The following is an 18,489-nucleotide window of genomic DNA, read 5'->3' as shown; positions in this document are numbered from 1 at the left end:
TTCAAACTTCGCAGCGGTGCAAAGCGCAGCGGTCCGGTCGTCAATGCATCAACCATGCGGCACACGTTTGAGCGGCGCACGGTTGTAATCGGCGGTATTCAGGCTTCAATCGCGGTCCTCCTGGCTGCCCGGATGGGCTATCTGGCCATTGCGGAGAATGAGAAATATCGCCTCGAGTCAGAAAGTAATCGGGTAAACCTTACTCTCATTCCACCACGCAGAGGGTGGATATTGGACCGCAATGGTGCTCCGCTCGCCTCTAACCGCGCCGATTTCCGGGTGGACGTCGTGCCAGATCGGCTGGCCGATCCCGAAGCTATGATCGATGAGATCGGCGGACTGCTTGATCTTGAAAGCGATCGCATCACCGACCTCAAAGCAAAGGTCTCAAGCGCACGAGGTTTTGCGCCGGTCGAGGTTGCAAGTGGGCTCCAGTACGAGCAATTCGCCGCTCTTAGCGTGCGCCTGCCCGATATGCAGGGTGTTGTGCCCCAACGCGGCTTTTCCCGCTTTTATCCAACCGCATCCTCGGTCGGCCATCTCATCGGCTATGTCGGCCCCGCATCTGCCGAGGAGTACGAGCAGGATCGCAACCCCATCCTCATCACACCGGGCTATAAGATCGGCAAGGATGGTCTTGAAAAACAATTCGAACAGGACCTTCGCGGGACCCCGGGAGCGCGCCGTGTCGAAGTGACCGCTGGCGGACGCATTGTGCGCGATCTGGAAACGCGCGACGACATCCAGGGCGATGCGGTCAAGCTTACGATTGATGGCCCTCTTCAAGACTACGCAGCGCGCAGGATCGGGCTGGAAAGCGGTTCGGTCGTGGTCATGGACTGCCGAACCGGCGACCTTCTGTGCATGGCGTCGATGCCGAGTTTTGACCCCAACAGCTTTTCCGACGGCATCGGATCGGTTGAATATTCCATGCTGCGCGAGGATCAGCGAGTACCTTTGCGCAACAAGGTTCTAAAAGGACTTTATCCCCCGGGATCAACGGTTAAGCCGATGCACTGCCTGGCCTTTCTACAGGCTGGAATTTCTCCCGATGACACGATTGTGTGCGGTGGCGGCAGACGAATTGGCAACCGCTTTTTCAACTGCCACTCCAATCACGGCGTTGTGAATATGGACAAGGCTATCGCGCAAAGCTGCGACAGCTATTTCTACCATTTCGCCCAGCGAATCGGCTTTGACAATGTCGCCGCGCTCGCCAAAGATCTTGGCATGGGTCAGGAATTCGAGCTTCCTGTAACAAGCCAGTTTTACGGAACCGTCCCGACATCTGACTGGAAATTCAATAAGTTCGGACGCGAATGGCAGTCATTTGACACGGTGAACGCTTCGATCGGCCAAGGCTATTATCTTGCCAGCCCTTTGCAGCTGGCGGTGATGAGTGCGCGGCTTGCTACGGGCACGCGGGTTACCCCCCGGCTCCTGCTTGATAAAGAGGTCAAACCTGCCGAGAGCTACGGTTTCGATCCGGAACAGCTTTCATATGTTCATCAGGGTATGAGCAATGTTGTGAACGGTGCAGGCACCGCCCGCCGCGCACGGCTGCCTATCCCCGACATTCAGATCGCAGGGAAAACGGGCACGGCGCAGGTTGTCTCGCTTAGCGTATCTGATGGACGAAGCGGCCCATGGAAGTTTCGCGACCATGGCCTTTTCACTTTCCATGCGCCTGCCGACAATCCGCGGTATGCTGGCGCTGTGGTGATCGAGCACGGCGGTGGTTCTGGCGCCGCCTACCCCATCGCGCGCGATGTGATGACGTTCATGTTCGATCCGGCCAAAGGCGTCGAAGCACTGCGCGCGCTTGAACGTCAATGGGGTGGTACAGCGCAAGAACGCCTTGAACGACGCTATGCCGCCTATGCAGCAGAGCGCGGCACAACTGTGACGCCCCCTCCCCAGCGCGATGAGGACATTTTTGACAAGGTCGAGGCCGAAGCTCGCCTTGAGGCTGAACAAACCCAGGAAATCGGTGAAGCCTTCGTGGTTCCGCGCGAGGACCAAGCCGCATCAGGCGCTACCCCGCCGCCCGATGCGATTGTGACCACGCCCGAACAATCGCCAAGTCCAAGCCCGGCCGCCTCCAATCAAGAGACGTCTCCGTGAGCGCGACCAACAGCGTTATCCCCGAGCCCATTGCGCGTCAGCCGTGGGGGATGCTTATCCCCTTGTTCTTGCTCGTCTTGTTTGGCGCAGCGGTCCTCCATTCCGCCGCTGGTGGGCGGATGGATCCCTTCGCCTCCTCGCATCTCATTCGTTTCGGCGTCTTTTTGGTGATGGCCGCGATCATTGCCTCGCTGCCGCGTGGTTTTGTGCGCTTTATGACCTATCCCGCTTATGTGGTTGTCCTGATATTGCTGCTTGGCGTCGAGATACTGGGGAATGTGCGAGGGGGAAGCCAACGCTGGCTGGACCTTGGCTTTATGGTTTTACAGCCCTCTGAGATAATGAAGCCGGTCATCGTGGTCACGTTGGCCCAGTTTTATGCAAGTCTGCCGCTGGGCATGATCACCGGATGGCGCGCCTTGGTGATCCCAGGGACACTCATCGCATTGCCGGTGTCCTTTGTTCTATTGCAGCCTGACCTTGGCACCTCGCTCGCCATTGCCTTTGGCGGTGCGGTTGTGATGCTTCTCGCCGGCCTTCCGTTGAAGTGGTTTATTGGTGGCGGGGTTGCAGCCCTCGCTGCGGCTCCAATAGTATTTTTCTTCGGGCTGCAGGACTATCAACAGCGCCGTGTCTTGACAATGTTCAACCCGGAAGCGGACGCGTTGGGTGCCGGGTATCACATCAATCAATCAAAGATTGCAATTGGATCAGGCGGTATCTTCGGAAAAGGCTTTAACAACGGATCACAAAGCCACTTACAGTATTTACCCGAACCTCAAACCGATTTCGTCTTTGCCACAATGGCAGAGGAATGGGGGCTTATCGGGGGACTGTTTGTCCTTGGGGTGTTCACCATTATCCTCAGCTGGGGCCTTCGTGTGGCGCGTGATTCCCGCGACCGCTTCGCCAGCCTTTTGGCGGCAGGCATGGTGGCGACCATCTTCTTCTATGTCGCGGTCAACTTGATGATGGTGATGGGAATGGCTCCGGTCGTCGGCATTCCCCTACCCTTCATGAGCCACGGCGGATCATCGATGATGACCAATATGATCTGCATCGGGGCATTGATGATGGTGAACCGCTGGAACCGCGAAGCGCCTCGTTACGGGCTTTCGGGATAAAATATCGCAGCGGGAGCCCTTTTAATCCAAAAAGGGCTCGCTATATGCGCTCCACCTTGCGACTGGATGGGCTTTTGAACCGCCAACTCCGTTTTCGCAATTCGTGTGGACGCATAGCTCAGTTGGTAGAGCAGCTGACTCTTAATCAGCGGGTCCCAGGTTCGAGCCCTGGTGCGTCCACCACACCCCTTCCTCACAATTTCCGCAAGCTGCTCAGCGGGTTTTTCGTGTTTGGGTAAAATTCACCATTTTCCCACAGCCCCTCTTTAACCCGCTCGCGCGTACGCGTGATCAATGGTTCGGGCAGCGGCAATTTTCAAAGGTTTGGTGCTTGCGTGCCTTTTGGGCACTTCTCTGCCTGCGAGCGCCCAATCCGGCAGCACCTTGCCAGCCCCGCCTACCACCGAAGACTCCAGCTATGAAATGCTTGGAAAACCGTCAGAAAACCCAAGACAGCTGATCGCGGAGTATCTTCCAGGTCGGGGCTCTAGCAAGGCCCCCTCCTCTGCGCGCAAACAGGTGATGGACGCCATATGGAATGCGTCGCAGCAAACCGGTGTCGACTACGAATACCTTCTGGCAAAAGCACAAATCGAATCCGGTCTGAACCCAAAGGCCAAGGCAAGATCATCAAGCGCTGCAGGATTGTTTCAGTTTATCGAGGGGACGTGGCTGCGCAATCTTGATCGCTATTCCAGCCACACAGGGGCGGTCGCAGATCAAAAGCATGGCGCTTCCCGGCGGCAGAAACTTGACTGGCGCTTCGACCCCGAACTCGCGTCGATGGTTGCAGCGGCCTATGCGCTGGAGAATGGAAAGCGACTTGAAGCTGTACTTGGCAGGCGCGCGACCGGTACCGAGCTTTATCTCGCACACTTCCTTGGCACTGGCGGTGCCTCGCGGTTTATGACCGCATGGAAACGTGACCCTCTGCGGTCTGCTGCATCCCTTTTTCCCCGGGCATCGCGCGCAAATCGGTCGATCTTCTATTCACGCTCTGGCCAGGCGCGGAGCCTTCATGGCGTCTTGCAGCATTTCGATGCAAAACTGAGCAAAGCGCTTGATCAATTCAGTGATCATGAGAACTCTCGGACGTTCGGTGCCACGCCTGGCTCCTATGCTTCGGCAGAATTCTTGAGCCTCAAGTCGACCGTTGAGAGCCTGAAACAAGATGGCGGTCAAAGTCAGAGGCAATTGGAAGGCAGTCGTGCCGTGGGAAGCCGCACCACTTCCAGCATTGTTCTTGGCCTGCCAACGGGCCAGATAGTCAATGTATATCAGAGTGATGTAGTGCTTTCTGCAGAAACGATCTCAGGCACTGCTCCAAGCATTCCGAGTGCTCCAACCACCGCTAGCTACCGGTCAATCAATCAGTCAGCCACGTATCTTCGAAAGCAAGACACGCGGCGGCAATCAAAAACAGCATCACATCACCAAACTTGCAATCACATTGAAATGTGCTATCCAAAAGGTATGAGCACATCAGCAATCACACAGGTCCGCGACCTGATCGACCAAGGCGCCTACACAAAAGCGGGAATTGCGCGTGCAGCAGGCCTTCACGCCAACACCTTGCGCGACGCCAGCGAGCCTGACTGGAACCCGACGGCGGATACTCTGACCAAGCTTCAGAAGTTTCTCGACGCCAATGACGATACCCCCGTCCTCGTCGGAGCCGAGGAAATCATCGACGAAGCGCGCAACGGCCGCATGTATATTCTCGTTGATGATGAGGACCGCGAGAACGAAGGCGACCTCATTATTCCGGCCCAAATGGCGACCCCTGCCGCTGTGAATTTTATGGCGACCCACGGGCGCGGTCTGATCTGTCTTGCGCTCGACAAGGCGCGGGTGGATCAGCTTGGTCTCGACCCGATGAGCCGCAACAACAAAGAAAGCATGCAGACCGCCTTCACCGTTTCAATTGAGGCCAAAGAGGGGGTGACAACGGGTATCTCTGCCGCAGACCGCGCACGTACTATCTCTGTTGCCATTGATGCGACCAAAGGCGCAGATGACATCGTGACGCCAGGTCATGTCTTCCCTCTGATGGCGCGTGACGGCGGCACTCTTGTGCGCGCTGGCCATACAGAGGCAGCCGTGGACATCTCGCGCCTCGCTGGCCTTAATCCCTCTGGTGTGATCTGCGAGATCATGAATGAGGACGGGACGATGGCTCGTCTGGATGATCTTATCGAATTTGCACGCAAGCACAGCCTCAAGATCGGCACCATCCGCGACCTAATCGCTTATCGCATGCGCAATGACCATCTGGTCGAGCGGGTCGATGAAAGCAGCTTTGAAAGTGATTACGGCGGCCAGTGGCGCATGATCACCTATCGCAACACGGTCTCCGACAATATGGCCTATGTCCTTCAGAAAGGCCATGTGACACCCGATGAGCCTACGCTTGCCCGTGTGCACCCGATCTCTGTGTTTGACGATGTCTTGGGCGCTCCGGGTCCGCGCAAACGCACGTTGCAGCGCGCAATGGGCGCTATTGGTGACAAAGGCGCAGGGGTTATTGTGATCCTGACACAGCGCGTCGGCCAAGGGACCAAATGGACCCAGGACGAAGAGCACCGGAACATCGGCATCGGATCGCAAATCCTGGCCGACCTTGGGGTGCACGACATGATCCTGCTTTCCAATTCGCGCCCGGATCTGGTTGCGCTCGAAGGCTATGGCATCACCATCGCCGGGCACCAGCCCATCCCCGAGTGACCTGACACGGCATGATGTGAGCAATATTGGTGAGTGGCACCTTGCCACGTACACCAACACGCATCATAGGCAGGCCCCTCTCCCAATTTGGCGCACAGGCTGTGTGCATGAACGCTCAGTCCGCCCGAACTCATCGCAGCAAAGGATAACTCCATGGCCAAAATCTTGATCGTCGAAGCGCGTTTCTACGAATCCTTTAACGACAAGCTTATTGCTGGCGCGATGGCTGCGATCGAGGCCGAGGGTCACGAGACCGAGGTCCTGACCGTCCCCGGCGCGCTTGAAATTCCGGGAGCTATCGCACTGGCTGCGGAAAGCGGTGAGTATGACGCCTTTGTTGCGATTGGCGTGGTGATCCGGGGCGAAACCTACCACTTTGAAATTGTGGCTGGTGAAAGTGCGCGGGCCATTATGGCTCTTACGATGGACGGGATTGCAATCGGCAATGGCATCCTGACGGTCGAGAACGAGGAACAGGCGCTTGTGCGGGCTGATCCTGCGCAAAAGGACAAAGGCGGAGAGGCTGCGAAGGCTGCATTGGCGTTGCTAAAGCTGGCGGCTCGTTTCGACGCCTAGGTCAGGCATCAATCTGGGCAAATCGTCCAGCATCTCCATAAAGTATCGAGAAAGCGGCCACCTATCCTCCTGATCGCCCATCACCCGGCTAAGTGTTTCTACGGATGCACGGGGTCATAAATCGCGCCTAAGGAAGACATGAGGGAACTTACTTAAGATCCCCTCGGTGCAATTAATGACAGAAGTTATGAGACGGAGGTTGGGATGATCCAGCTCACTTCACTTGAAATCGACGATATTGATCACTGCAAGCGCGAGCTTGAGGCGGTGCTGAAGGTGCTGGATACTGTGGGAGCCGGGATAGCGGCAATCCATGTGAACGCCGCCATCGAGCAACTGAAAAAGAACCTTGCAGCTGTGACGCCAGATTGCGACCCCATGGGGTCAGCCTTCTTCGTTAAGGAAGACCTTGGCTGATCCCTCCAATTTGAAGGTTCTTTTACCGTAATTGGTCGGAAATGGCTGAGACATAACCCCTTTCTACGCATTCCCACGTAATGTGCCCTTGCGTGGGAATGCCTAAGCTTCCTTCGGGGCGAACGATCAATTGAACCCAGGCAAAATCGGCTTGGCGCGGGGCCTCACCTGGACGGGTGACACCTTTTTCAAGGTGCCTTCATCGACGTTTTACGGAGGAACCGATGCTCAATGAGACTGTTCAACCACAGCCTGAAAACAGCTCCAACTCGGAAACCGATCTGGGTGCATTGGCCGAACACCTATCGATAATCGCGGACGCTTTGCGCAAGACGACCACGGGCCCGCATAATGAGGGCAAGGCTCTCTCTCCGGCTTTAAAGGTTCCTGAGAACGCGACAATTGGCGGGCAAGGCGAGGCAACGTTGGCGCAGTATTCGGGGGCCGATACCCTCGCCACTGCATCACTCTACACCTCTGATCTGAAGATCAGGCGGAGGCGCTACGCCAAGATGGCGAAAGACGCGTATGCCGTTCGTCGCCGCAGGGGCACGATATTCGCCAATGACGATATTTTCGGAGAGCCCGCTTGGGATATCCTTCTCGATCTCTACGTCGCCCATGTCGAAGGCAAACCGGTGTCCGTATCCAGCGCGTGCATAGGCTCTGCCGCGCCGCCTACGACGGGACTGCGCTGGCTTGGCGTATTGGCCGAACACGAGCTTGTCCTGCGGCAACACGATCCCGAGGATCAACGCCGCGTCCTCGTCTGCCTGACGGACAAAGGTTTGACCGCGATGGATGAGTATTTTTCAAGCACCGGAACGGCCGCTTGACTGCAGGCGACCATTCTCAAGCTTTCAACTTAAGCGCCGAGCGATCCGAAACATCCGCGGCCTGCATAAACGGCGCTGTCGCCCAACTCTTCCTCAATCCGGATCAGCTGGTTGTATTTCGCCAGCCTGTCTGAGCGCGCAAGGCTACCGGTTTTGATCTGACCGCAATTGGTCGCAACCGCCAAATCAGCGATGGTCGCATCTTCGGTTTCGCCGGAACGGTGGCTCATTACTGAAGTGTAACGCGCACGGGTCGCCATATCGACGGCCGCAAGTGTTTCGGTCAGCGTGCCGATCTGGTTGACTTTCACCAGCAATGAGTTGGCCAGACCATCCGCGATCCCCTGTCCCAAACGTGCCGGATTGGTGACGAAGAGGTCATCGCCCACGAGCTGGACCTTGTCGCCGATGGCTTTGGTGACGGCTGCCCAGCCCTCGAAATCATCTTCGCTCATGCCGTCTTCGATCGACAGGATCGGATAGTCATCGCACAGCTTGGCAAGGTAATCCGCCATGCCCTGACCATCGAGGCTAAGCCCCTCGCCCGAGATTTCATATTTGCCATCGCGGTAGAATTCGGTCGCGGCGCAATCCAGCGCAAGAACGATGTCTTCGCCCGGCTTAAAGCCCGCTTGTTCAACCGAGGCCATAATGAAGTCGAGCGCAGCGCGCGTGCTGGCAAGGTCAGGGGCAAAGCCGCCTTCATCGCCAACACTGGTTGCGAGAGCCTTATCATGGAGGCCCTTTTTCAAGGTGTGGAACACTTCAGAGCCCCAGCGCACAGCCTCTGCAATGCTGTCCGCGCCCACCGGCATGATCATGAACTCCTGGATATCGATAGGGTTATCCGCATGTTCGCCCCCATTGATGATGTTCATCATCGGAACTGGCAAAACGTGAGCGGAAACACCGCCAAGGTAGGAGTAGAGAGGAAGTCCGCGCGCATTGGCAGCGGCTTTGGCAACCGCAAGGCTGGTGCCAAGAATGGCATTTGCGCCAAGGCGCGCCTTGTTATCGGTGCCATCCAAAGCAATCAGGGAGAGGTCGATGTCGCGCTGATCTTCGGCGTCAAACGCACCGATGAGAAGGTCGCGGATCTCGGTGTTGACGGCATCTACCGCTTTCAACACGCCCTTACCCATATAGCGATCCTTGTCGCCGTCACGCAGTTCAACCGCCTCGTGAGCGCCGGTTGAGGCCCCCGAAGGCACTGCTGCACGGCCAAAACTGCCATCGTCGAGCAGAACATCCACTTCGACCGTGGGATTACCCCGGCTGTCGAGAATTTCGCGGCCATGGATGTCAATTATCGCTGTCATTATTTGAACTCCGGCGTGAGAGTGTTATATAAGGTTAAGACACCCAGTGTTACCCCTATACTGGGCGTCCGCATCACTTCTTTCCCGCACCCCTTATGCGGGAGAAAAGAACGGTGCAAGTGACATAGATTTTCATGACATAAAGTCGCGATTGCGTTATGCTGCATTGCGCAAAACCGAAGGCAAGAGACCGAGATGGCTGAAACAAAGACAACCAAGACCACGAGAAAGACCCCCGCAAGGACCCCTGCAAAGACCGCCGCAAAGCGGACAAGCGCCAAAAAGGCTGCTCCAAAAAAGACGGGTGCGACTGCGAAAAAGGCTGAACCAGAGGCCACCGCTGGCGCTGGCGAGGCAAAAAGCCGCTTCAACGCTGCCCTCCAAGAGGCAAAGGCAGGCGCAGCAGCGCTTCGTAGCGAAGCCAATACCCGCGCGGATGCTTACCGCGATCAAGCGAAAAACCGTGGAGATGACGTAATGGCTGAAGCCAAGGAATATGGTGAAAAGGCGAAAGTGAAAGCAGGCGAGCTGGCCGTTGAGGGCAAAGCGGCGGCAAGCGATGCGATTGCCTCTGTCGGCAAGGCATTGGGCGACACCGCTACCCAGCTCGACGACCGCTTTGGCGAACAGTATGGCGACTACGCCCGCTCAGCTTCGCGCACTTTGGCTGAAACTTCGGCCAAGCTCGAAGCCAAGAGCCTGGAAGAAATCGGCGAAGACACCCGCGAAGCGATCCGCAAAAGCCCGGCTGCAGCCGTTGGTATTGCCGCGGTTGCCGGTTTCCTTATCGCACGGCTTTTCCGTAACCGGTAATAAGCCAGCGTTAAGGCGCAAGAAAGGGGACTGAATGGCGGAGGCCCAAGGCCAGTCGGGCGCGAAAAGCGCTGACGATGGCTCTCCCGACCTGTCGCAAGTCAAAACTGAGGATTTGGAACCCGTTTCCGATCCTCAGATCGATCCCTCATTGATGGATGAAGCCTCGGCGCTGATCGACAATGCGCGCACCTATGCCGAGGCAGAGCTGGGCTTTCAAAAGACCAGAGCCGCCTTTGCAGGGCGATTGGTTGGCGTATCGCTCGGCCTTGTTGTCGTAGCGCTCATCCTTCTGCACATCGCCTTTCTCGCGCTTGCGGTCGGGCTTGTCCTCGCGTTCGAGCCTGTTGTGGGCATTTGGGGCTCTATCGGAATAGTCTTCGGCGGGCTGATGCTCGTCGTCGCCTTGCTTGGATGGGGGGCGTTTACCCGTGCCCGAAAGCTCGCTTCACTGTTCTCCTCCCCTGAAGAGGACGAGGCATGAGTAAGATCGAAGACCGCCTCGAAGATTACCGCGCCTTGCGCGACTCTTCTAAAAAAGTGCTCATGGCGGACATTGAGCACGCGCGTTCTACGTATTCTGCCAAAGGTTTGACCTCGCGCTATCTGGGCGGTGTGATCGAAGGCGGCAAAGACGTATACGAGGTTGCCAAGGTCCACACTGTAGACAATCGCGGGATCATCGCGATTGTGCTGGGCGCCCTCGCCTTGTGGTTTGGCCGCGAACCTTTGCTTGCTGCAATGGCAGAGGACCTTGGGGCAGAGGACCTTGGGGCTGAAGATCTCGAGATTGGAGACGAACCGAGCGAAGTGCAGGGCCAAGAGCCCGCTGTTCAGCAACCCGAAACCGACAATACCCCAGAAGACCTCGCTTCCGGAGATACACATGACAACTAATACCCCGATCACCGACGATGCAAAACGTGATGCACTTCGACAGAAGATCGAAGCCAACGAGCGCCGGATTGCCGAGCGCACCTTGGGCGAGCAAGCCAAGGAAGCGGTTGATGCTGCGGTCGATTACACCCGCGCAAATCCCCTGAAAGTGATTGGCGGCGCTGTGGTAGTCGGAGTTGCCATCGGTCTTATGACACAGCCGGGCCAACGCGTTGCCGGCAAAGCGGCATCTACTGCCGCAAGCGCAGCATCAGGCGCTGCTAGCAAGGTTGGCGGAGCGGCCAGCAGCGCTGCAGGAGCCGCAGCGGGAACCGTCAAGAACGCCGCAAAAGATCGCACAAGCGCCCTGTGGACGCTCGCCGCTGACGCGATTGTGGGATATGCAATCAAGTTCATCGATGACGCATTGGGCGCTCCCACCGCTGCGAAAGACACTCTCGAAGATCTTGGCGACAGCGCCGCAACAAAAGCGCGGACCCTTCGGCGTGAGGCCAGCTATCTGGCTGGAACGGCAGCCGACAAGGGCCGCGCCGCCACGCGTCGGACCAAACGCCGCGCAGAACGAGCGGTTCGCGACCTTACGGACCGCGTGAGCCACTAAGGCAGCGGCTACGCTTCGGGGCCAAGTTTCGGGAAATTGGTATGCACATCTCTTGTGCTGCCAGCGCGCTTCGCTTAACGGGCGAGAAATGAGGGTCACCGCACAGCGGTCAGGCCCACCAACTCCTCCCCAAGGAAGCGATCAATGGAAGAACGAACCCCAAGCCAGCGCCTTCACCTTGTTATGGGTGGCCGTGTCACTGACCCGCGTGGTCATGAATTTGCCGACCCTGAAAGTGTCCACGTCGTCGGTGTATATAGCTCATACGATGCAGCCGTTGATGCATGGCGCGCACAAGCACAGCGCACCGTGGATGATGCCGAAATGAAATATGTCGTCGTGCACATTCACAAACTTCTGACGCCAGAAGAATAAGCGCCCTTCACCGTGACCTACCGGGTTCGCCCATTCGAGGCAGGCGATGCCCCTGCCCTCGCCGCGCTTACTCTGGACGCGATCCGCAGTATTGGCGCGCGGGCCTATTCGGCTGAGCAAGTTGAGGTTTGGTCCTCTGGCCACATCAACGCGGAATGGTTTTTGGAACGTGCAGAGGCTGGCCAACACATTTACGTAATGGCCGATCAGGCGGGTGCACCTGCCGCCTATGCCCTCCTCGAACCGGACGGGCATCTCGATATGCTCTACTGTTCGCCGGATCATGCGGGACGCGGCCTGGCAGTTCAATTGCTCGCACACGCTGAAACGCAGGCACGCGAAATGGGGGTGACCAAGCTTTACACCGAGGCAAGCGAGCTGGCGCTCGCGCCATTCGAACGCGCCGGATACGAGATGGTTCAACGCCGCGACTTTAATCTGCGCGGCGTTGCAATCCACAACTATGCCATGGAAAAGACTCTAGCGTGAAAGCCTCTGATTTGAGGCCCTCACGAGGTAAAGCTTAGACGAATTCGATCTTTTCGATGAGGTAGAACTTGTCACCAGATGGCACTGTTACCTCAATCTCGTCTTCAAGCTGCTTGCCGATCAAAGCTCGTGCAATCGGAGAAGAATAGGAGATGCGTCCCTTTGAGGCATCTGCCTCGGTCTCGCCCACGATCTGGTACTTCACCGGCTTATCGTCTTCATCAAGAAGCGTGACAGTCGCACCGAAAACAACTCTGTCGCCTGACAAAGTAGTGGGATCGATGATCTGTGCGCGGCTGATTTTGCCTTCAAGGTCGCCGATCTGCGCCTCAACCTGGCCCTGACGCTCTTTTGCAGCATGATATTCGGCGTTTTCCGAAAGGTCGCCATGCGCGCGCGCTTCTTCGATTGCGTCAACAATCCGGGGCCGCTCATCGCGAAGCGCCTTAAGGTCAGCGGTCAGACGCTCATAACCCTCTGCGAGCATCGGGACCTTATCCATCGTAGCCATTCCTATTTCTTTCTGTCTGGACACCCTCCCAAGCCGTTTCACTCGGGAAACTTTGCCCCTGACCGCCTCGCTTGAAGCGGCCTTGCATAGGCAAAATGGTGGGGAGAGCGTCGTAAATGCCTAACTATAATAGTCTTGCAACGACCGAACTTCAAGCTGTGAGGGTTTGAGCGCTTTAATTGAGGCCGCAACAGCGCGCGAAGCGGCGGCGGTTGTGTAGTAAGGAAGCTTCTTCTCCAGTGCGCTTGCACGAATGGATTTTGAGTCCTTCAACGACTGCCAGCCCTCGGTCGTGTTGAAGATCAGCGCGATCTCGCCGTCGATGATTTTGTCGACAATGTGCGGCTGACCCTCCGCAACCTTGTTCACCCGCTCCACCGCAAGCCCTTGTTCGGAGAGGTACTTTTGCGTGCCCGCCGTCGCCACGATTTGAAATCCGCATTCGAGCAGGTCTTTGACCGCGGGCACGATGTTCGCCTTGTCTGAATTCTTGACCGAGACAAACACGGTGCCTCCTTCGGGCAGAGTCATTCCGGCGCCTAGCTGTGATTTGAAAAAGGCAGGCTCAAAGGCGCAATCGAGACCCATCACTTCGCCGGTCGACTTCATTTCGGGAGATAACACAGGATCTGCGCCCGGGAAGCGGGCGAACGGGAACACGGCCTCTTTGATCGCCATGTAAGGCAGGTCGCGGCGGAAAGGTTCAAAGTAGGCAAGCTTCTCTCCTGCCATAACGCGGGCTGCGATCTTGGCCACGGGTTGTCCGATAGCCTTTGCGACGAATGGCACGGTGCGGCTTGCGCGCGGGTTGACCTCGATGAGGAAAACCTCGCCGTCCTTCACAGCGAATTGGACGTTCATCAGGCCGCGGACCTTGAGGGCAAAGGCGAGCGCTTCTGCCTGACGCTCCATCTCGGCGATAATCTCGGGCGAAAGCGAATATGGCGGCAGCGTGCAGGCGCTATCGCCGGAGTGGACGCCCGCTTCTTCGATGTGTTGCATGACGCCAGCAACGCGAACTTCGTCTCCGTCACACAGGGCGTCAACATCGCATTCAATCGCATCACGCAGATATTGATCCACCAGCACAGGGCTGTCACCGGATACGTTCACAGCCGTCTTGATGTAGTCATCAAGCTGCGCCTCGCTGTCGACGATTTCCATAGCCCGGCCACCCAGCACAAAGGATGGGCGCAGAAGCACAGGATAGCCAATACGCGCCGCTGCCGCTGCTGCTTCATCGCGGGTGTAGGCAATGCCATTGTCGGGCTGTTTCAGGCCCAGCTCATTTACAAGCTTTGCAAAGCGTTCGCGGTCCTCGGCATGGTCGATGGCATCGGGTGATGTGCCAAGGATCGGGATCCCGGCATCTTCCAAGGCCTGGGCGAGTTTGAGCGGCGTTTGACCGCCAAATTGGACGATGACGCCGACAAGCTCACCCGATTGCTGTTCCACACGCAGGATTTCGAGCACGTCTTCGGCTGTCAAAGGTTCGAAATAAAGGCGGTCGGAAGTGTCGTAATCGGTCGAAACGGTCTCTGGGTTGCAGTTGACCATGATTGTCTCAAAGCCTTGCTCAGCCAAAGCAAAGCAGGCGTGGACACAGCAGTAGTCGAACTCAATCCCCTGCCCGATCCGGTTGGGTCCGCCGCCAAGGATGACGATCTTTTTGCGGTCGGAAACGTCCGCCTCGCACTCGGGCTCACCAAAACTCGGGGCCTCATAGGTCGAGTACATGTAGGGCGTGATTGCCTCAAATTCGGCGGCGCAGCTGTCGATGCGCTTGAACACCGGATTGACGCCAAGCTTCTGGCGAAGCTCGCGCACTTCCTCTTCGCTGGTAGCGCCCGCCATGGCTTGGAGTGCATCGTGGAGGAGGCCCGAACGCTTAGCCTGCGTCTCTGCAAGGCCGCCTTTTACACCAACAGAGCGCACCGCAAGGGTGGCAAGCCGCTTGTCGGAAAAGCCCATCGATTTGAGCTTGCGCAAGGCGACTGCATCGCGCGGAAGGCCATCGGTTTGGACCTGTTTCTCCGCTTCGATAATCTCTTCGATCTGGCGCAGGAACCATGCGTCGTAGCCGGTCACGCTCTGGATCTCCTCGAGGGAAAGTCCCTCACGGAAAGCTTGTCCTACTTGGAGCAGACGGTCCGGTGTGCGCTTCGATAGGGCGGCGGTGATGACGTCCTTTTGTACGCCCTCAAGCTCGACCATACGGTTAAACCCGTCGAGACCCGTTTCGAGGCCGCGTAGTGCCTTCTGCACGCTCTCCTGGAAGTTGCGGCCAATCGCCATGACCTCACCCACCGACTTCATCGCGGTGGCAAGGAGAGGCTCAGCGCCCTTGAACTTCTCGAATGCAAAGCGCGGGATCTTGGTGACGACATAGTCGATTGTCGGCTCAAAGCTCGCAGGCGTCGCTCCGGTGATCTCGTTTGTGATCTCATCAAGAGTATACCCCACCGCCAGTTTCGCGGCGACGCGCGCAATCGGGAAGCCGGTCGCCTTGGATGCGAGCGCCGAAGACCGCGACACGCGAGGGTTCATCTCGATGACGATGAGGCGACCATCCTTGGGGTTCACCGCGAATTGAACGTTGGATCCGCCTGTCTCAACGCCGATCTCGCGCAAAACCGCAATCGAGGCGTTGCGCATTATCTGGTATTCTTTGTCGGTCAGCGTCAATGCGGGCGCAACCGTGATGGAATCGCCCGTGTGCACACCCATCGGATCAACGTTTTCGATTGAGCAGATGATGATGCAATTGTCCGCCTTATCGCGCACAACTTCCATCTCATATTCTTTCCAGCCCAGCAGCGATTCTTCGATCAGAACTTCGGTCGTGGGAGAGGCGTCCAGACCCTCGCGCACGATCCGGTCAAATTCCTGCGTGTTGTAGGCAATCCCGCCGCCGGTCCCACCAAGGGTAAAGCTTGGGCGGATGATCGAAGGCAGGCCGGTACGCTTCACAATCTCGCGCGCTTCTTCGATGGTGTTGGCAACGCCGCTGCGAGCGCTTTCCAGCCCAATCTTGTCCATCGCGTCGCGGAAACGCTGGCGGTTCTCGGCCTTGTCGATGGCATCGGCCTTCGCGCCGATCATCTCGACCCCGTGCTCAGCCAATACGCCCATGCCCTCAAGCGCGAGCGCACAGTTCAATGCCGTCTGCCCGCCCATCGTGGGGAGCAGCGCATCGGGTTTTTCCTTGGCGATGATCTTGGCGACGATTTCCGGCGTGATCGGCTCGACATAGGTCGCGTCGGCAAATTCGGGATCGGTCATGATCGTTGCCGGGTTCGAGTTCACCAGAATGACCCGGTAGCCCTCTTCTTTCAGAGCCTTAATCGCCTGCGTGCCCGAATAATCGAACTCACACGCCTGCCCGATAATGATCGGCCCTGCACCAATCACAAGGATCGAGGAAATGTCATTACGTTTGGGCATTATCGGCTCTCGTTCTCGGGAATTGTTTCGGTGTTGTCAGGGTCGGCTTCGGGTTCGGGAATACGGGTGTAGTCGACCCGAATAAGCCTCATATTCTCTTGTTGGCGCGCACAGCCAGCAGCAACGCCGCCTCCGAAAAAGACAGGCTCTCCGCGAACACGGTAAAGCGCCGGATCTCTTGCGAGAAAGAACGCGCCATTCTCATCCACCGGTTCATCCATAAACTGTGCAACCGCGGTGGACGTCTCATTGGTGCTAGTTCTCAGCGTCGTGCCTGCAGTTTCATCGGTGCCTTCCACGGACAGTTCCTGAATTGCCTCCAACCCAAGCTTGGTCACGTCATAAGTAAAGATTGGGTAAAATGGCGCGTCGGCGGCGGGCGACGCATCTAGTTCAGGATCACCGCCAGAGTTTCCGAAACTGCTTTTGAGCTCTTGCTCCATGCGGGAAATGCATTCATCTTCCGGTTCAACACCGAGACGCGGGTCTTCGGGGAAAAGGATGCTACAGCCGGTGAGGCTTAGGAGGGCGAGTGAGGATAAAGCAATTCGGATCACACGATAACTCCGCAATCAGCGTTCCGGGCAAGTTTTACTATCGGAATATTTGCTAGCGCTGTGAAAGTTGGCATACGCCTTCCCTGTAATCTGCGAGAGACTGGGGAAATGACGTGAAACGAAGGTCGGGCCGTAATCATTTCGCTCACACTCTCAGGGAGAACGCGACCGCTGCGTAACGAATTCTCTGGGATCGCCTGTCCAAAAAGCAGCTTGGAGCCACTTTCATTCGCCAAGAACGTATTGGCACCCGTTACGCCACCTTCGTAGCGCGTTCGCGCAATCTGGCAGTCGAGGTCGATCGTGGCGGCACGAACAACAGCCCGAATGCCTTCAGAAGAATAACCCCCGATGTGAGAACAAAATTTGATGTTCTCTTCTTTTGGGAGATCGACGTTCTCTCTCGTACCGATGAGGTCGTCGATGCAATTCGCGAGGCGTTGCAATAGCTGCCGGTGTGTCGAGAAAAGTCTCACCCCAGCCCCCCGACGAATTTCTCGAAGAGGTAGAAGCTATCCTGCGGCCCCGGCGAAGCTTCCGGGTGATACTGCACTCCAAACGCATTCTTCCCCTTCACCGCAATCCCGCAGTTGGAGCCGTCGAACAGGCTCACATGGGTCTGCTCCAGCGTCTCGGGCAAAGTGTCCGCATCCACCGCAAAGCCGTGGTTCATGCTGGTGATCTCAACGAGGCCTGTGGTCTCACCCCAACCCTCTCCAACCCGCTGAACCGGGTGGTTTGCGCCGCGGTGGCCCTGGTGCATCTTGATCGTCTTTGCGCCCGCTGCGAGAGCCAGCATCTGGTGGCCCAAACATATGCCGAAAAGCGGCATGTCAGCTTCGAGCAATTTCTGGATCACCGGCACAGCGTATTCGCCCGTCGCCGCCGGGTCTCCAGGGCCGTTGGAGAGGAACACACCGTCGGGTTTAAGCGCCATGATGTCGTCATAGGATGTCTTGGCAGGCACCACAGTCACCTTGGCACCAGCGCGCACGAGGTTCCTAAAGATGTTGTCCTTTGCGCCATAGTCGATTGCGACCACGTGCGGGGTAGCGTCATGCGCCGCGCGGCCATAGCCGTGGCCCAAGCGCCAATAGCCGCCTTCCCAATTCTCTTGGGCCTCGCGGGTAACCCGCACGGCCAAGTCCATGCCTTCCAGCCCTGCCCACTCCTTGGCGCGGGTGATGAGAGCGGGAATGTCGAATTTACCCTCGGGCGAATGCGCGATCACCGCATTGGGCGCGCCTGACAGACGGATGCGGCGGGTGAGCGCTCTTGTATCCACGCCCGAAAGGCCGATCTTGCCTTGCCGCTCCATCCACTCCTGAAAACGCTCCAGGCTGCGGAAGTTTGATGGCTCGGTCACATCTTCGCGCACCACGCAGCCGACCGCGCCTTCAACTGCGCTTTCCACATCCTCGCCGTTCGCGCCTACATTTCCGATATGGGGAAAGGTGAAGGTCACAATCTGCGCAGCGTAAGAGGGATCGGTCATCACCTCCTGATAGCCAGTCATCGCCGTGTTGAAGCACACCTCGCCAACCGCATCACCGACCGCGCCAAAGCCGCGCCCCCAAACAATCGTTCCGTCTGCCAGAACGAGACAACCTGTCGCGTCTTTGGGTTGCGCAGGAGTAGAGGCGGAATGGGCCATGGGGCGCTCCGAATAAGAGAGGTTTTCC

General features: G+C 57.4%; 18 protein-coding genes, 1 tRNA gene and 1 pseudogene. 15 read left to right on the top strand and 5 right to left on the bottom strand.

Annotation, left to right across the window (positions count from 1 at the left end; all coding sequences use genetic code 11):
- The first annotated feature begins 54 nt into the window (after positions 1 to 54).
- The 8 genes and pseudogenes from mrdA to AC0V6Q_RS03930 all read left to right on the top strand — a co-directional run bounded on the left by mrdA (position 55) and on the right by AC0V6Q_RS03930 (position 7,801).
- The gene (gene mrdA, locus AC0V6Q_RS03965; RefSeq protein ID WP_486169248.1) at positions 55 to 2,124 is read left to right on the top strand and encodes a penicillin-binding protein 2; all 2,070 of its coding nucleotides are present in this window, start codon (positions 55 to 57) and stop codon (positions 2,122 to 2,124) included.
- Between the two features lie 50 nt (positions 2,125 to 2,174).
- The gene (gene rodA, locus AC0V6Q_RS03960) at positions 2,175 to 3,248 is read left to right on the top strand and encodes a rod shape-determining protein RodA (protein ID WP_486169247.1); all 1,074 of its coding nucleotides are present in this window, start codon (positions 2,175 to 2,177) and stop codon (positions 3,246 to 3,248) included.
- 107 nt (positions 3,249 to 3,355) lie between these two features.
- Positions 3,356 to 3,431, top strand: a tRNA-Lys gene (locus AC0V6Q_RS03955).
- 111 nt (positions 3,432 to 3,542) lie between these two features.
- Positions 3,543 to 4,040 (top strand): annotated as a pseudogene (locus AC0V6Q_RS03950) (transglycosylase SLT domain-containing protein); the annotation flags it as partial.
- Between the two features lie 681 nt (positions 4,041 to 4,721).
- Positions 4,722 to 5,972, top strand: coding sequence for a 3,4-dihydroxy-2-butanone-4-phosphate synthase (gene ribB / locus AC0V6Q_RS03945; protein ID WP_486169246.1), 1,251 nt, complete (start codon positions 4,722 to 4,724; stop codon positions 5,970 to 5,972).
- 153 nt (positions 5,973 to 6,125) lie between these two features.
- Positions 6,126 to 6,548, top strand: coding sequence for a 6,7-dimethyl-8-ribityllumazine synthase (ribH, locus tag AC0V6Q_RS03940; RefSeq protein WP_486167115.1), 423 nt, complete (start codon positions 6,126 to 6,128; stop codon positions 6,546 to 6,548).
- Positions 6,549 to 6,752: 204 nt separating this feature from the next.
- Positions 6,753 to 6,965 carry a hypothetical protein gene (locus AC0V6Q_RS03935; RefSeq protein ID WP_486167114.1) on the top strand — a complete coding sequence of 71 codons (213 nt, stop codon included), beginning with the start codon at positions 6,753 to 6,755 and terminating at the stop codon, positions 6,963 to 6,965.
- Positions 6,966 to 7,189: 224 nt separating this feature from the next.
- Positions 7,190 to 7,801, top strand: coding sequence for a MarR family transcriptional regulator (locus AC0V6Q_RS03930; RefSeq protein WP_486167113.1), 612 nt, complete (start codon positions 7,190 to 7,192; stop codon positions 7,799 to 7,801).
- Positions 7,802 to 7,830: 29 nt separating this feature from the next.
- On the opposite strand, the gene eno is transcribed toward AC0V6Q_RS03930, so the two are convergent.
- Positions 7,831 to 9,120, bottom strand: coding sequence for a phosphopyruvate hydratase (gene eno, locus AC0V6Q_RS03925; protein ID WP_486167112.1), 1,290 nt, complete (start codon positions 9,118 to 9,120; stop codon positions 7,831 to 7,833).
- A 195-nt stretch (positions 9,121 to 9,315) separates the two neighbouring features.
- On the opposite strand from eno, the gene AC0V6Q_RS03920 reads away from it, so the two are divergent.
- The 6 genes from AC0V6Q_RS03920 to AC0V6Q_RS03895 all read left to right on the top strand — a co-directional run bounded on the left by AC0V6Q_RS03920 (position 9,316) and on the right by AC0V6Q_RS03895 (position 12,295).
- A complete protein-coding gene (locus AC0V6Q_RS03920) occupies positions 9,316 to 9,933 on the top strand; it encodes a hypothetical protein (RefSeq protein ID WP_486167111.1) in 618 nt (205 codons plus the stop codon).
- Positions 9,934 to 9,967: 34 nt separating this feature from the next.
- Entirely contained in the window at positions 9,968 to 10,417 is a 450-nt protein-coding gene (locus AC0V6Q_RS03915; protein ID WP_486167110.1) for a phage holin family protein, read from the top strand.
- Positions 10,414 to 10,830, top strand: coding sequence for a hypothetical protein (locus AC0V6Q_RS03910; protein WP_486167109.1), 417 nt, complete (start codon positions 10,414 to 10,416; stop codon positions 10,828 to 10,830). The genes AC0V6Q_RS03915 and AC0V6Q_RS03910 overlap by 4 nt, the downstream gene beginning before the upstream one ends.
- Positions 10,820 to 11,431 (top strand): hypothetical protein, encoded by a 612-nt coding sequence (locus AC0V6Q_RS03905; protein ID WP_486167108.1) that lies wholly within the window; start codon positions 10,820 to 10,822, stop codon positions 11,429 to 11,431. Before AC0V6Q_RS03910 ends, AC0V6Q_RS03905 begins: the two co-directional genes overlap by 11 nt.
- 144 nt (positions 11,432 to 11,575) lie before the next feature.
- Positions 11,576 to 11,806: a DUF4170 domain-containing protein gene (locus AC0V6Q_RS03900; protein WP_486167107.1), complete on the top strand. Its 231-nt coding sequence runs from the start codon at positions 11,576 to 11,578 to the stop codon at positions 11,804 to 11,806.
- A gap of 12 nt (positions 11,807 to 11,818) precedes the next feature.
- Positions 11,819 to 12,295 carry a GNAT family N-acetyltransferase gene (locus tag AC0V6Q_RS03895; RefSeq protein WP_486167106.1) on the top strand — a complete coding sequence of 159 codons (477 nt, stop codon included), beginning with the start codon at positions 11,819 to 11,821 and terminating at the stop codon, positions 12,293 to 12,295.
- Positions 12,296 to 12,329: 34 nt separating this feature from the next.
- Here the strand turns inward: AC0V6Q_RS03895 and greA are convergent, their stop codons facing one another.
- The 3 genes from greA to AC0V6Q_RS03880 form a co-directional block, all read right to left on the bottom strand.
- Positions 12,330 to 12,806, bottom strand: a complete 477-nt coding sequence (gene greA / locus AC0V6Q_RS03890) for a transcription elongation factor GreA (RefSeq protein ID WP_486167105.1) — start codon at positions 12,804 to 12,806, stop codon at positions 12,330 to 12,332.
- 120 nt (positions 12,807 to 12,926) lie between these two features.
- On the bottom strand, positions 12,927 to 16,250 hold the full coding sequence (gene carB / locus AC0V6Q_RS03885; RefSeq protein ID WP_486167104.1) for a carbamoyl-phosphate synthase large subunit: 3,324 nt from the start codon (positions 16,248 to 16,250) through the stop codon (positions 12,927 to 12,929).
- Positions 16,250 to 16,807 (bottom strand): hypothetical protein, encoded by a 558-nt coding sequence (locus AC0V6Q_RS03880; protein WP_486167103.1) that lies wholly within the window; start codon positions 16,805 to 16,807, stop codon positions 16,250 to 16,252. Before AC0V6Q_RS03880 ends, carB begins: the two co-directional genes overlap by 1 nt.
- Before the next feature lie 182 nt (positions 16,808 to 16,989).
- Here AC0V6Q_RS03880 and AC0V6Q_RS03875 point away from each other — a divergent pair, with 182 nt between their 5' ends.
- The gene (locus AC0V6Q_RS03875) at positions 16,990 to 17,256 is read left to right on the top strand and encodes an endonuclease domain-containing protein (RefSeq protein WP_486169245.1); all 267 of its coding nucleotides are present in this window, start codon (positions 16,990 to 16,992) and stop codon (positions 17,254 to 17,256) included.
- 23 nt (positions 17,257 to 17,279) lie between these two features.
- On the opposite strand, the gene carA is transcribed toward AC0V6Q_RS03875, so the two are convergent.
- Positions 17,280 to 18,461: a glutamine-hydrolyzing carbamoyl-phosphate synthase small subunit gene (gene carA / locus AC0V6Q_RS03870; protein ID WP_486167102.1), complete on the bottom strand. Its 1,182-nt coding sequence runs from the start codon at positions 18,459 to 18,461 to the stop codon at positions 17,280 to 17,282.
- Positions 18,462 to 18,489: the final 28 nt, after the last annotated feature.

The organism is Erythrobacter sp. S227 (assembly GCF_057364925.1).
The sequence above is the reverse complement of the archived record's forward strand: the minus strand, read 5'-3'. Positions and strand labels throughout refer to the sequence as shown.

Excerpts from the sequence above, each read along its gene's own strand:
- AC0V6Q_RS03930 (WP_486167113.1), top strand. The coding sequence starts at position 7,190 with ATGCTCAATGAGACTGTTCAACCACAGCCTGAAAACAGCTCCAACTCG.
- AC0V6Q_RS03905 (WP_486167108.1), top strand. The coding sequence starts at position 10,820 with ATGACAACTAATACCCCGATCACCGACGATGCAAAACGTGATGCACTT.
- AC0V6Q_RS03915 (WP_486167110.1), top strand. The coding sequence starts at position 9,968 with ATGGCGGAGGCCCAAGGCCAGTCGGGCGCGAAAAGCGCTGACGATGGC.
- rodA (WP_486169247.1), top strand. The coding sequence starts at position 2,175 with ATGCTTATCCCCTTGTTCTTGCTCGTCTTGTTTGGCGCAGCGGTCCTC.
- greA (WP_486167105.1), bottom strand. The coding sequence starts at position 12,806 with ATGGCTACGATGGATAAGGTCCCGATGCTCGCAGAGGGTTATGAGCGT.
- AC0V6Q_RS03910 (WP_486167109.1), top strand. The coding sequence starts at position 10,414 with ATGAGTAAGATCGAAGACCGCCTCGAAGATTACCGCGCCTTGCGCGAC.
- ribH (WP_486167115.1), top strand. The coding sequence starts at position 6,126 with ATGGCCAAAATCTTGATCGTCGAAGCGCGTTTCTACGAATCCTTTAAC.
- carA (WP_486167102.1), bottom strand. The coding sequence starts at position 18,461 with ATGGCCCATTCCGCCTCTACTCCTGCGCAACCCAAAGACGCGACAGGT.
- AC0V6Q_RS03935 (WP_486167114.1), top strand. The coding sequence starts at position 6,753 with ATGATCCAGCTCACTTCACTTGAAATCGACGATATTGATCACTGCAAG.
- eno (WP_486167112.1), bottom strand. The coding sequence starts at position 9,120 with ATGACAGCGATAATTGACATCCATGGCCGCGAAATTCTCGACAGCCGG.
- carB (WP_486167104.1), bottom strand. The coding sequence starts at position 16,250 with ATGCCCAAACGTAATGACATTTCCTCGATCCTTGTGATTGGTGCAGGG.
- AC0V6Q_RS03920 (WP_486167111.1), top strand. The coding sequence starts at position 9,316 with ATGGCTGAAACAAAGACAACCAAGACCACGAGAAAGACCCCCGCAAGG.
- AC0V6Q_RS03900 (WP_486167107.1), top strand. The coding sequence starts at position 11,576 with ATGGAAGAACGAACCCCAAGCCAGCGCCTTCACCTTGTTATGGGTGGC.
- mrdA (WP_486169248.1), top strand. The coding sequence starts at position 55 with ATGCGGCACACGTTTGAGCGGCGCACGGTTGTAATCGGCGGTATTCAG.
- ribB (WP_486169246.1), top strand. The coding sequence starts at position 4,722 with ATGAGCACATCAGCAATCACACAGGTCCGCGACCTGATCGACCAAGGC.